Raw genomic sequence first — 12,376 nt, 5'->3', positions numbered from 1 at the left:
AGACAAAAGATACAATAATAAAGAATTTTGAGAGAATGAGGAGGACACATAATATGTCCATGTTTTTAGATCAGGTAACAATAGATATTAAAGCCGGTAAGGGCGGCGACGGAATGGTCGCATTTAGAAGAGAGAAATACGTGCCAGACGGAGGACCAGCTGGTGGAGATGGCGGCCGTGGTGGTAGTGTAATTTTAGTTGTTGACGAAGGTTTACGTACGTTAATGGATTTTAGATATAATCGTTATTTTAAATCAGAACCAGGCGAGAATGGTATGAGTAAAGGCATGCATGGCCGTGGTGCTGAAGATACTTATGTTAAAGTGCCAGCCGGAACAACAGTAACAAACAAAGAAACAGGGAAAGTCTTAGGTGACTTATTAACACATGGTCAAGAGTTAGTCGTTGCTAAAGGTGGCCGCGGTGGTCGTGGTAACATTCGTTTTGCTACACCTAGAAACCCAGCGCCAGAGATTTCTGAGAACGGTGAGCCAGGTCAAGATGTTAAATTGGAATTAGAATTAAAGGTATTAGCTGATGTTGGTCTAGTTGGTTTCCCATCAGTGGGTAAATCAACGTTATTATCAATTGTCTCTAAAGCAAAACCAAAAATTGGTGCGTATCATTTTACAACCTTAGTACCTAACTTAGGAATGGTATCAACACAAGAAGGTCGTAGTTTTGTTATGGCTGATTTACCAGGATTAATCGAAGGTGCATCACAAGGAGTTGGTTTAGGAACACAATTCTTACGTCATATTGAGCGTACGAGAGTTATCTTACACGTGATTGATATGAGTGGTATGGAAGGTAGAGACCCTTATGAGGACTATCAACTAATTAATAATGAGTTAGAATCTTACGATTTACGCTTATTAGAAAGACCACAAATTATTGTTGCTAATAAAATGGATATGCCAGATGCTGAAGAAAACTTAAAAGAATTCAAAGCGAAACTGGCTGAACTTAAAGAAGACGAATACGACGATGATATCCCAGTATTTGCTATTTCAGGTATCAGTCATCAAGGAGTGGAACCATTATTAAGTGCGACTGCTGACTTGTTAGAAGTGACACCAGAATTCTTGTTACATATTGAAGAAACAGATGAAGATGAAGTGATTCATTATGGTTTCAATGCTGATGAACCAGAATTCACAGTACACCGTGATGATGATGCTACATGGGTATTATCTGGTGAAACACTAGAACGACTATTTGTTATGACGAACTTCGACCGCGAAGAGAGTACAATGAAATTTGCTCGTCAATTACGAGGTATGGGTGTGGATGAGACCCTACGTGCCATGGGAGCAAAAGATGGTGATTTAGTACGTATTCAAGAATTTGTGTTTGAATTTGTAGATTAACGACTAATTAATACATGTTTGAATAAGTCATAGGAACCATTTAATAAGGGAAAAGTTGAGAATTAAACTAATATTCTCAACTTTTTTGTTTATTTGATTTTTATCTTGCCCAAAACTTGATACAATGAAGAAAAGAATGGGGATGAGAGATAATGGAAAAAGAAAGAGTCATCATATTAAATTTTGATATTGAGAGCGTTTCGTACCAAGCTTTCTCTGAAATTAAAGCTATGCATGCAAAGGGACAACTTAACGTAGAACAAATGGCTGTAGTGAAACATTCTGATGATGGAGAACATCAATTTGAAATAAAGGATTTTATTGATTTTACAGGTCGAAATCATATCAATAAAGATGGTCTGATTGGCATGATGGTAGGTATTCTAGGCGGACCATTAGGTGTGATGCTTGGTTGGTTTACTGGAAGCATGGTAGGTAGCGCCAGAGATGTTAAAGAAATAAAACAAGCAACGACTATTTTTGATCATTTGGTTGAAAAAATAGGTGAGGGTGCAACAGGTGTTATATTAAGCGTGACCGAAGAAGACAACCGTTTGTTGAATGATTTGGTTTTTTATCAATTAAAAGGAAACATCACACGTCTTGAATTATCAACAGTTGTGGAAGAAGTGAAAGAAGCCCAAGCCTTATCAGAAAAAAAGGCGTTAGAATAAATCATAGAAAAGTAGGAAGACAATGGAATTAGAATTTTTAGGAACAGGGGCAGGGGTTCCGTCCAAGCAAAGAAACGTGACGAGCATTGCCTTAAAAATGTTAGATGAAATTAATGCGGTTTGGTTGTTTGATTGCGGGGAAGGAACCCAACAACAAATTTTAGAAACAACCGTTCGTCCTCGAAAAATAGAAAAAATATTTATTACTCATTTACATGGGGATCATATTTTTGGACTACCAGGCTTATTAAGTAGTCGGTCATTCCAAGGTGGGGAAAGCACCTTAACTATTTACGGTCCTAAAGGGATTGAGGAATATGTTAAAACAAGCCTGAGACTATCTGAATCACACTTGAAATACCCGCTGAAATTTGTGGAAATTACTGAAACAGGGGTATTATTTGAAGAACCTAAATTTACTGTTTACTGTGAGGAGCTGGATCACAGAATTAAGTGTTATGGTTACCGAGTGGTAGAAAAAGAGTTTCAAGGTGAGTTACAAGTGGATAAATTAAAAGAGATGAACATCCCTTCAGGTCCTATTTATAAGAAGATTAAAGATGGTGAAATCGTCACACTTGATGATGGTAGAGTCATTGATGGCCGTGATTTTATTGGAGAAGCCAAACCAGGTCGAATCATTACTATTTTAGGGGATACCAGAGTGCATCCTAATAGCGAAAAATTAGCAGAACAGGCAGACGTTTTGGTCCATGAAAGTACGTTTAACGCTGAAGAAGGACGTATGGCTAGAAGTTACTATCATTCGACAACGGCTCAAGCAGCAACCATTGCTAAAAAGGCAGGAGTTAAGCAACTGTTATTGACGCACATTAGCGCTCGGTACCTAGGTAAAGCAGCGCATGATTTACAAGTAGAAGCACAAGCAATTTTTAGAAACAGTAAAGTTGTTCGAGATTTTGATATTATTGATATACCGATGAAAAAGTAAATGAGGGAGAATGGAATGAGTAGGAAGAAGCAGACCTTGAAGAATGAGGTTGTTCTGATTACTGGGGCTTCTAGCGGACTTGGCAAAGAGATTGCTTTTGAAGCAGCGAAACAAGGAGCATATCTTATTCTTTGTGGTAGAAATATAGCACAATTAGAACAGGTAAAAAAAGAGTGCGAGACTGACTATGATGTGTCAGTGGCGTATTATGAGATGGACTTAATGCATTATGAGTCAGTAGATGACGCGTTATCTAAAATAAAAAAGGAACACCCGGTGGTTGATGTTTTAGTGAATTGTGCTGGTTTTGGTTCCTTTGATGCTTTTGCTGATGCGTCTTTATCAGAGGCTAGAAGAATGTTTGAGGTCAACGTATTAGGGCTGATGCATGTCACACAAGTCCTATTACTACCTATGATGGACGCACAAAAAGGTCACGTGATTAATATCGCTTCTCAAGGAGGCAAAATGGCGACACCTAAATCATCCATCTATTCAGCTACTAAGTTTGCTGTTATTGGTTTTTCTAATAGTTTGAGATTAGAGATGAAGCCGTTTAATATAGGTGTTACAACGGTTAATCCAGGTCCGATTAAAACCTCTTTTTTTGACAAAGCGGATCCGACTGGGACTTATTTATCCTCTGTAGAACGCATTGCATTAGAACCTAATGCTTTAGCAAAAAAAATTGTAGGCATCATGACCACTAAAAAGCGTGAAGTGAATGCTCCTTTTATTATGGAAATGGGAAGTAAAGCCTATACTATGTTTCCCGTGATTGGTGATTACTTAGCAGGAACATTATTTAATAAAAAATAGGGGGAAAATAATGAGAAAAACAAGTCGATTATTTGCAGTATTAATTTTATTATTTGTTGTGGTTTTATTTTCTATTATCAATTCGCAACAAATCGAAGTTGATTTTTTAGTAACACAACTTAACTTACCACTTGTGATTGTTATTATCGGTGCTGTATTTGTGGGTGCATTGATTGTGGCGCTTGTGATGACCAGTGGTATGTGGCAGAAAAATCGTAAAATTAAAGAATTGCAACAAAAAGTATCAGGTTATGAACAAAACATGGCAGAGCGAGTAGAGCGTGAAGTCAGTGAACAAATCGGTGATTTAGAAGAACGATTAAAAGAAAAAGAGCTGGAGTTATCTGATTTAAAACATCAAATGGTGAATCAAATGATGACAGAGAATACAGAAGAAACAGACGTTATTGATAACGTTTATTAGAGTAAGATAGGAAAGTTGTAGGAGTGGAGAAGTGGGGAATATAGTTAGAAGAAAACAAGACATAGAAAAACAAATTGATTACGGGATACTGTTACCTGTTTTTGTGCTATCCATTATAGGAATGGTCTCTTTATATGTGGCGTTATCAAATGATATAGGGAAAGTTAATATTGTGTCACAAATGGTACAACAAGGCATTTGGTATGTACTAGGAGGCGTATGTATTTTTATTGTGATTCACTTTAGCCCAAGGACAATGTGGCGGTTGACGCCTGTTAGCTATGTGATAGGGTTAATAGCAATGGTATTGCTATTATTTTTTTATGATCCAGTATTAGCATCAAGAACAGGGTCTAAAAACTGGTTTAGATTTGGTTCTATTACAGTCCAGCCAGCGGAGCTAATGAAAATTGCTTATATTTTAATGTTAGCTTATGTAGTAACGCGACATAATCTAAATGTTAAAAAAAGAAATTTACAGACAGACAGTCAGTTAATTGTTAAATTGTGTCTGGTCACGTTACCTATTGGAGTGTTGTTGAAATTTCAAAATGATTTTGGGACATTACTTGTATTTATGGCCATATTAGGTGGTATCTTTTTGATGTCTGGTATTTCCTGGAAAATTATTTTACCAGGTGTTTTAGCAGTGATGGTTGTTAGTTTGACAACGTTGTTTCTCGTATCCAATGATGTTGGCCGAGAGTTATTGTACAAAATCGGTTTTAAAAGTTATCAATTTGCAAGAATCGATTCGTGGCTGAACCCGTTTCATGATGCCACGGGACAATCCTTTCAGCAGGCGCAGGCCCTAAAAGCTATAGCTACAGGAGGACTGACAGGAAAAGGATTTAATGTCACAGATATTTATGTTCCTGTTAGAGAATCCGATATGATTTTTTCGATTATAGCAGAAAATTTCGGCTTTGTTGGTAGTAGTTTTGTTATCTTAGTCTACTTTGTACTTATCTATCAAATGATAAGAGTGTGCGTGGATACTAACAATGAGTTTTTTACATATGTCGCAACTGGTGTTATTATGATGATTTTGTTCCATGTGTTTGAAAACATTGGAGCAAACGTTGGGTTATTACCACTAACAGGTATCCCGTTACCATTCATTAGTCAGGGAGGTTCTTCCTTAATTAGTAATATGATTGGCGTAGGACTTGTGATGGCAATGAGGTATCAGTATAAAGAAACGTATCAAGAAATGATGATATAAAAAGAAGCAGATGCTCAGGCATCTGCTTCTTTTTTATTCATATGAAAAAATCATTTCTGCTTGTTTTAAATTAATGTGCTCTGTTTTAGCGTTATCATTAATAGTGAACAATAGAAGTTCGTTAAATTCATCAATATCAGTAATATGAATGGTATCTCCAAGATTTAAATTAATTGAGTGAAGATAATTTAAAACAGAGGTATCATCCATGACACGACAGATTTCAGCAGTATCACCAATAGAAAATTCTGACAAGGGTTTTGAGGCTGGTTCTCGGTAGTTATCCGTTGTTGGGATAATCCCACCATGGGGACAGTTTGTCGGCTCATCTAAAAAGGTATAAAGCCGTGAAAAGAACATAGCATCTTTGATGTGTTCTAGTTCTTCTGATAAATGATGTAGTTCATGAAGTGAATAGCCTAATTTCTTATATAGGAAGGTTTCAATGATTCGATGATTTCGAATAATGAGTACCGTTTGATCAATCCCAGCTTTAGTTAGCTTAACCCCTGTATAAGGTTTGTATTCGATTAAGCCATCCTTTTGTAGTTTTTCAACCATTTCAGTGACAGATGCAGGAGAAACAGATAAGTGATTTGACAGAGTCTTGTTGGAAACAAAGATATCAACACCATTGTTTTCATATATTGCTTTTAAATAATCCTCTTTGTTGCTAGATGATTTTTTCATTAAAGTTTTCCTCCCACACAACGTTTTATTTCTTTAACCTATCTATCTTATCACATTTTTGACTTTTAATAAAAAATAAAATAAGGACTCTCATATTTTTTTAAATTTTGTTATGCTATACTAAGCTTATTAAAAAGGAAAGGATGAATATTTTGGCAACATTTTACTGGTACCCAAAATGCTCCACTTGTAAAAAAGCGACAGTATGGTTAGAGGAACACGACGTAAAATATGACGTTATTGACATGATTGAAACCCCACCAACGAAAGAACAACTTGTGGTGTGGATGCAAGACAATGACTATCCAGTCCGCCGCTTTTTTAATACAAGTGGGATTCGTTATAGAGAACAAAATCTAAAAGAAATCGTTAATGATTTTTCTTTTGAAGAAGCAGCCGAGAGATTAAGTGCTGATGGTATGCTTATTAAGCGACCAATTATGGTGGTTGATGGTAAGGTATTATTAGGATTTAAAGAGGCAGCATACGAAGAATTATTTCTTTCATAAATTGTAAGGTAGGTGCTTAATATGGCAGAAGAAACATTATGGGTTAAAGAAGTAGAAGAAGGAACAAAAGTAGGGTTAACGCCTTTTGCACAAGATGATTTAGGTGGCGTTAGTTTTGTTTTATTACCTAAAGTTGGTCGTGTGATTGAAAAAGGAGAAGAAGTTGTAGAAATAGAAGCTGAAAAAGCAGTCGTGGAATACGAATCTCCTGTTGCAGGAACAATTGTGGCTATCAATGAAGAAGCGGCAAAAACACCGAGTATTTTAGATCAACCAGATGCTTGGTTATATATTGTTAAATAAAAGTCCTTTTGAGGGCTTTTTTTTTAATGAGTTATTTCACATTTTTTTAATAAAGGATACCTATTTGAGGTTAAATATGTTAAAATTTGGTTGAAAAGCTTTGTGAAAAAAATAATAAATAATAAAAATAGCAATAAAAGCTTGAAAGGATGTAACCATGACATTAGCTAAGATAGTATACGCAAGTATGACAGGAAACACAGAGGAAATTTCTGAAATTATTGAAGAAAAATTAGAAGAGGCAGGAATAGAAGTTGAACGTGAAGAGTGTTCAGATGTGGATTCAGATTTCTTTGAAGACGCAGATATTTGTATCGTTGCCACTTATACTTATGGTGATGGGGATTTACCTTTTGAATTTGAAGATTTCTTTTCAGATCTTGCTTCTGAAGAGTTAACAGATAAAATATTTGGTGTCGTGGGTTCTGGTGATACTGATTACGGTGATTTTTATTGTAAATCAGCGAAAGATTTTGTTGAACAGTTTGGAAAAACAGGGGCAAAACAAGGGGCTGAACTGGTTTGTATTGAAAATGATGCAGACAGCGATGACATTGAATTATTACAAAAATTTGTAGAAGACTTAATAGAAAAGGCTGAATAAAGAAGGGAAAACTAGGGAGGTTTCCTAGTTTTCTTTTGATTGTGAGACTAATAGGAAAAGGAAGAGAGACTTATGGCATATCGTGTGACAATGGATGGTAATACAGCAGCAGCATACATATCTTATGCATTCAGTGAGTTAGCCGCTGTGTTTCCAATAACACCAAGTTCTACTATGGCTGAAGTAGTGGAAGAGTGGTCAGTAAAGAATCGTAAAAATAGTTTTGGGCAACCGATGAAGATTGTTAACATGCAATCAGAAGCAGGCGCTGCTGGGGCAGTTCATGGTTCGTTGAAAGCAGGGGTTTTGACTACGACCTATACGGCATCTCAGGGGTTATTATTAATGATACCTACGATGTATAAAATAGCAGGTGAGTTATTGCCGACTGTCTTTCATGTGGCGAGCCGAGCAGTGACGACAAATGCCTTAAGTATTTTTGGAGACCATGGTGATGTGATGGCTACAAGACAAACAGGTTTTTGTATGCTAGCAGAAAGTTCGGTACAAGAAGTCATGGATTTATCTGCAATAGCACATCTTGCTAGCATTGAGTCGAGTCTTCCTTTCTTAAATTTCTTTGATGGCTTTAGAACAAGCCATGAAATTCAAAAAATCGATGTGATTCCTTATGATGTATTAGGAGGGCTTGTAAATAAAGAGGCTTTAGATTCATTCAGAAAAAGAGGAATGAACCCAAATCATCCGAGTGTATCAGGAACAGCACAAAATCCGGACATTCATTTTCAACAACGGGAGACTATTAATCAGTACTATGACAAAGTACCAGGAATTGTCCAACATTACATGGAAGAAATCAACAAAGAGCGTGGCACTAACTATGATTTAACGAATTATTATGGTGCTCCAGATGCGACTGAGGTTATTATATCAATGGGATCAGTCTCTCCAACCATTCAAGAAACCGTGACGTATCTTAATCAGCAAGGTCGGAAAGTTGGCCATATCAATGTTCATCTTTACCGTCCGTTTCCTGTAGACAATCTGTTAGACAAATTACCAGAGACAGTTGAGCGAGTAGCTGTGTTAGATAAAACAAAAGAGCCTGGTTCTGATGGAGAGCCATTATTATTAGATGTTCAAAGCGCTTTGTATCGCCATCCTAATCGTCCCGTTGTTATCGGAGGTCGATACGGCTTAGGATCTAAAGACGTTCAACCCAACCAAATAAAGGCTGTGTTTGACCATTTGTTGTTACCCGTAGATACGCTGATGTATCGTTTTACTGTTGGAATAGAAGATGATGTCACACACCTATCACTACCCGTAGGTGAGAGTTTAGATTTGATGCCAAAATCAACCTTCCAAGGTAAATTCTGGGGATTTGGTTCTGATGGAACAGTTGGTGCGAATAAACAAGCCATTAAGATTATTGGGGACCATACGGATTTATATACGCAAGGCTATTTTTCTTATGACTCTAAAAAATCTGGGGGATTAACCACGTCTCATTTAAGGTTTGGTAAAGAGTCTATTAATGCGCCTTACTTAATTGAACAAGCTGATTTTATAGGGTGCCATAATTCAGCTTACATTCACCAGTATGATTTATTAAAAGGCTTGAAGCCTGGTGGTACCTTCTTATTAAACACAACATGGGATGTCGAGAGGGTTCAACGCCTACTACCGAAGCATTTAAAAAAATACTTAGCTGATAATAAGTGTCATTTTTATATCCTTAACGGTTTAGCGATTGGACAGCAAACGGGTCTAGGAAGAAGAATCAATACAGCGATGTCGACAGCCTTTTTCAAATTAACCAATATCTTACCAGAAGCGGACTTTGTTCCTTATTTAAAAGAGGAAGTGGTGAAGAGTTACGGAAAAAAATCACAAGAAATTGTGCGTCGTAATCACGAAGCCATTGATTTGTCATTAAGCATGCTTGAAGAAGTCCCTGTGTTAGATGAATGGAGTGCCCTTGATTTATCTCGTCAAGAGAAGGACACTAAACGACCTAGATATATTAAAGAAGTACTAGAACCTATCAACAGACAAGAAGGTAATTCTTTAAGTGTGAAGACGCTAATAGACAACCAGATGACAGATGGTTCTATGCCAATAGGTACAGCAGCCTTTGAAAAGAGGGGCATTGCACTAGAAGTTCCAGAGTGGCAAATGGATGCCTGTACCATGTGTAATGAGTGTGCTTTTGTTTGTCCTCATGCGGCGATTCGTCCCTTCCTAGCCGACGATCAAGAAGTAGAAGACGCTCCAGAAGGTTTCTTAGTACGTGAGATGAAAGGGGCAGACGGGTTGAAATACCGAATCCAAGTGTCTCTTGAAGATTGTACAGGATGCGGCTTATGTGTGGCAGCTTGCCCAGCTAAAGATAAAGCTCTCATTATGAAACCTTACGAAGAGCAGCGACAAGAAGCGGTCAATTGGGCATTTGCCATGACCTTGAAACAAAAAGTTAACCCAGTGAAGAAAAAGGCAAGCATTAAAGGCTCACAATTTGAAACGCCTTTAATTGAGTTTTCCGGTGCCTGTGCGGGATGTGGTGAGACGCCTTATGTTAAGTTATTAACCCAACTATATGGTGACCGCATGTTAATTGCGAACGCTACAGGTTGTGCATCTATTTGGGGAGGATCATCACCAGCGACCCCTTATACAGCGAATAGTGAAGGTCATGGGCCTGCTTGGAGCAACTCGTTGTTTGAGGACAATGCGGAATTTGGCTACGGGATGTATTTAGCCAATAAAACCAAAAGAGAAGCAATAAAAGAACACATGAAGACCACGATAGAACAAGGCATAGGTTCAGAGAGTTTAAGAGAGTTGATGTCTGATTGGATGACTCATATTAATGATGGGGAAGGATCAAGGCAACGTTCGACAAAATTAGAAGCTGCTTTGTTAGAAGAAAAAGAAGGACAAGCAGAATTAGAACGACTCTATGAACAGAAAGATTTGTTTGTTAAACCGAGTCAGTGGATCATTGGTGGAGATGGTTGGGCTTATGATATTGGTTTTGGTGGAATCGATCATGTCTTGGCAAGTGGGGAAGATGTAAATATTTTTGTTATGGATAATGAGGTGTACTCTAATACAGGAGGACAAACCTCTAAAGCCACGCCAACGGCTGCGATTGCGAAATTCTCATCTGCGGGTAAACGAACAGCTAAAAAGGATTTAGGAATGATTGCCATGACGTATGGCAATGTTTATGTTGCTCAAATTGCTCTCAATGCTAACCCAACTCAAACGATTAAAGCCATCGAAGAGGCTGAAAAATACCCAGGTCCGTCACTTATTATTGGTTATGTGCCATGTATTAATCACGGGATTAAAGGTGGGATGAGTAAAGCCATTGATTCAACAAAAGCAGCGGTAGAATCAGGATACTGGCCATTGTATCGCTTTAATCCAGAGCTTGCGTTAAAAGGAAAAGAACCGTTAAAAATCGATTATAAAAAATCTGATTTTGATAAATTGCCAGATTTCTTCAATGAACAGACACGTTTTTCTGCACTGGATCAAGTGTTAGATGAAGAAGAGATGGATTCTTTACTAGAAAAATCAGCGGATAGAATCATTGAAAAAGCACAAGCTTACAAAGAACTATCAGGAAAATAAAAAAAGCCAACTTATGTTGGCTTTTTTTTATATAGAGTGAGTAACATGCACCAATTGATTTTTACCATGCTGTTTGGCTGTATAGAGCGCGGTATCAGCCAACATAAACAATTGTTTTGTTGTCATAATGATTGGTTCATCTGTCTCATGGATAAATGTTGCAAGACCAATAGAGAGGGTAACTGGTAATTCGATGTCTTCAGATATGATAACTGGGGTTTGAAGGAAGCTGATAATAGTTTCCAAGAAAGTGTCAGGAGAATCATATTGATGTTTAAAGACAATAGCTAATTCATCACCACCAATGCGACATATCCGGGGCATGATATCATTCACTTGATTATTTTTTAGAAGCTGTGAGATAGCTTGTAGCGTTTGATCCCCCACAAGATGACCATACTCATCATTAATGCGTTTAAAGTTATCAATATCAATGATAGCTAATGAGAAAGAATGATGATTAAGAAAGGCATCGTTATAGGCATGATTAAGATAAAATTCAAAGGATTCTTTATTATAGAGACCTGTTAAATTATCATAAATAGCCGCAGTTCTATAATCATTAATGGAACGATTGTTAGAAACAGCCAAATTAACTACCCAAGATGTAATAAGAAAGACGCTAGAAAAAATAGTGAAATGGACTATAATATTCAATAATTTTTCAGGAGAATTAATTGGATAATACAAAATTGAAAATAGAAAACTTCTGATAATAATAACAAAAATCAAAAATTTGAAGGCTGCAGCCTTAGGTCTTTTTTCTGTATTGTTTAAATAAATGCTAAATAGTAAAATAGCCACAGTCAGTAACAAGTTATTAATAAAATCAATAGGAGAGGCACCTAGAATTAAATACTGAATAGTTTTCAATAAAATCAATGAGCCAGTAGCAATAGAACCCAAAGTTTTAGCGCCATAATATACAGCGAAATAGATAGGAAGGTATCTCACATCGATAGGCCTGATACCGATGACGGGTATACTATTTAATGAAATGAAGAAACTAACAATTCCTATGAACAGACCAATGCTTATTTTATAGGTTAGGCTAAGATGAGGTCGTCCATCACGAACAAAAGATGGTTTATTAATAAACTCTGGACTGATTAAACGTTTGACTGATATGGCATATAAGGAGAGTGTTAATCCGATAATAATAAACACATTGACCACGTAAGCATTAATAAAAGTTAGCATAAT

General features: G+C 36.9%; 12 protein-coding genes. 10 read left to right on the top strand and 2 right to left on the bottom strand.

Features of this window, described 5'->3' with window-relative positions:
• Positions 1–53: 53 nt before the first annotated feature.
• The 6 genes from obgE to ACVWM0_RS07520 all read left to right on the top strand — a co-directional run bounded on the left by obgE (position 54) and on the right by ACVWM0_RS07520 (position 5,464).
• Positions 54–1,370, top strand: coding sequence for a GTPase ObgE (obgE, locus tag ACVWM0_RS07545; protein ID WP_476472029.1), 1,317 nt, complete (start codon positions 54–56; stop codon positions 1,368–1,370).
• Between the two features lie 152 nt (positions 1,371–1,522).
• Positions 1,523–2,044, top strand: a complete 522-nt coding sequence (locus ACVWM0_RS07540) for a DUF1269 domain-containing protein (protein WP_476472028.1) — start codon at positions 1,523–1,525, stop codon at positions 2,042–2,044.
• Positions 2,045–2,066: 22 nt separating this feature from the next.
• Positions 2,067–2,996 carry a ribonuclease Z gene (gene rnz / locus ACVWM0_RS07535; RefSeq protein ID WP_476472027.1) on the top strand — a complete coding sequence of 310 codons (930 nt, stop codon included), beginning with the start codon at positions 2,067–2,069 and terminating at the stop codon, positions 2,994–2,996.
• Positions 2,997–3,011: 15 nt separating this feature from the next.
• Positions 3,012–3,815: an SDR family NAD(P)-dependent oxidoreductase gene (locus ACVWM0_RS07530; RefSeq protein ID WP_476472026.1), complete on the top strand. Its 804-nt coding sequence runs from the start codon at positions 3,012–3,014 to the stop codon at positions 3,813–3,815.
• Positions 3,816–3,825: 10 nt separating this feature from the next.
• A complete protein-coding gene (locus ACVWM0_RS07525; RefSeq protein WP_476472025.1) occupies positions 3,826–4,239 on the top strand; it encodes a LapA family protein in 414 nt (137 codons plus the stop codon).
• 40 nt (positions 4,240–4,279) lie between these two features.
• Positions 4,280–5,464 carry an FtsW/RodA/SpoVE family cell cycle protein gene (locus ACVWM0_RS07520; RefSeq protein ID WP_476473690.1) on the top strand — a complete coding sequence of 395 codons (1,185 nt, stop codon included), beginning with the start codon at positions 4,280–4,282 and terminating at the stop codon, positions 5,462–5,464.
• A gap of 33 nt (positions 5,465–5,497) precedes the next feature.
• Here ACVWM0_RS07520 and ACVWM0_RS07515 read toward each other — a convergent pair whose 3' ends face one another.
• Positions 5,498–6,154, bottom strand: a complete 657-nt coding sequence (locus ACVWM0_RS07515; protein ID WP_476472024.1) for a metal-dependent transcriptional regulator — start codon at positions 6,152–6,154, stop codon at positions 5,498–5,500.
• A 152-nt stretch (positions 6,155–6,306) separates the two neighbouring features.
• Here ACVWM0_RS07515 and ACVWM0_RS07510 point away from each other — a divergent pair, with 152 nt between their 5' ends.
• The 4 genes from ACVWM0_RS07510 (at position 6,307) to nifJ (ending at position 11,173) form a co-directional block, all read left to right on the top strand.
• The gene (locus tag ACVWM0_RS07510) at positions 6,307–6,663 is read left to right on the top strand and encodes an arsenate reductase family protein (RefSeq protein WP_476472023.1); all 357 of its coding nucleotides are present in this window, start codon (positions 6,307–6,309) and stop codon (positions 6,661–6,663) included.
• 21 nt (positions 6,664–6,684) lie between these two features.
• The gene (locus ACVWM0_RS07505) at positions 6,685–6,966 is read left to right on the top strand and encodes a glycine cleavage system protein H (RefSeq protein WP_476472022.1); all 282 of its coding nucleotides are present in this window, start codon (positions 6,685–6,687) and stop codon (positions 6,964–6,966) included.
• A 157-nt stretch (positions 6,967–7,123) separates the two neighbouring features.
• Positions 7,124–7,570: a flavodoxin gene (locus ACVWM0_RS07500; RefSeq protein WP_476472021.1), complete on the top strand. Its 447-nt coding sequence runs from the start codon at positions 7,124–7,126 to the stop codon at positions 7,568–7,570.
• A 72-nt stretch (positions 7,571–7,642) separates the two neighbouring features.
• The gene (gene nifJ, locus ACVWM0_RS07495; protein WP_476472020.1) at positions 7,643–11,173 is read left to right on the top strand and encodes a pyruvate:ferredoxin (flavodoxin) oxidoreductase; all 3,531 of its coding nucleotides are present in this window, start codon (positions 7,643–7,645) and stop codon (positions 11,171–11,173) included.
• A 27-nt stretch (positions 11,174–11,200) separates the two neighbouring features.
• Here the strand turns inward: nifJ and ACVWM0_RS07490 are convergent, their stop codons facing one another.
• On the bottom strand, positions 11,201–12,373 hold the full coding sequence (locus tag ACVWM0_RS07490; RefSeq protein ID WP_476472019.1) for a GGDEF domain-containing protein: 1,173 nt from the start codon (positions 12,371–12,373) through the stop codon (positions 11,201–11,203).
• Positions 12,374–12,376: the final 3 nt, after the last annotated feature.

The sequence above is a fragment of the Vagococcus sp. 211 genome (genome assembly GCF_056322705.1).
This window is presented reverse-complemented; position numbering and strand designations above follow the sequence as displayed.

Excerpts from the sequence above, each read along its gene's own strand:
- ACVWM0_RS07530 (WP_476472026.1), top strand. The coding sequence starts at position 3,012 with ATGAGTAGGAAGAAGCAGACCTTGAAGAATGAGGTTGTTCTGATTACT.
- ACVWM0_RS07490 (WP_476472019.1), bottom strand. The coding sequence starts at position 12,373 with ATGCTAACTTTTATTAATGCTTACGTGGTCAATGTGTTTATTATTATC.
- ACVWM0_RS07505 (WP_476472022.1), top strand. The coding sequence starts at position 6,685 with ATGGCAGAAGAAACATTATGGGTTAAAGAAGTAGAAGAAGGAACAAAA.
- ACVWM0_RS07525 (WP_476472025.1), top strand. The coding sequence starts at position 3,826 with ATGAGAAAAACAAGTCGATTATTTGCAGTATTAATTTTATTATTTGTT.
- ACVWM0_RS07500 (WP_476472021.1), top strand. The coding sequence starts at position 7,124 with ATGACATTAGCTAAGATAGTATACGCAAGTATGACAGGAAACACAGAG.
- rnz (WP_476472027.1), top strand. The coding sequence starts at position 2,067 with ATGGAATTAGAATTTTTAGGAACAGGGGCAGGGGTTCCGTCCAAGCAA.
- ACVWM0_RS07540 (WP_476472028.1), top strand. The coding sequence starts at position 1,523 with ATGGAAAAAGAAAGAGTCATCATATTAAATTTTGATATTGAGAGCGTT.
- ACVWM0_RS07515 (WP_476472024.1), bottom strand. The coding sequence starts at position 6,154 with ATGAAAAAATCATCTAGCAACAAAGAGGATTATTTAAAAGCAATATAT.
- nifJ (WP_476472020.1), top strand. The coding sequence starts at position 7,643 with ATGGCATATCGTGTGACAATGGATGGTAATACAGCAGCAGCATACATA.
- obgE (WP_476472029.1), top strand. The coding sequence starts at position 54 with ATGTCCATGTTTTTAGATCAGGTAACAATAGATATTAAAGCCGGTAAG.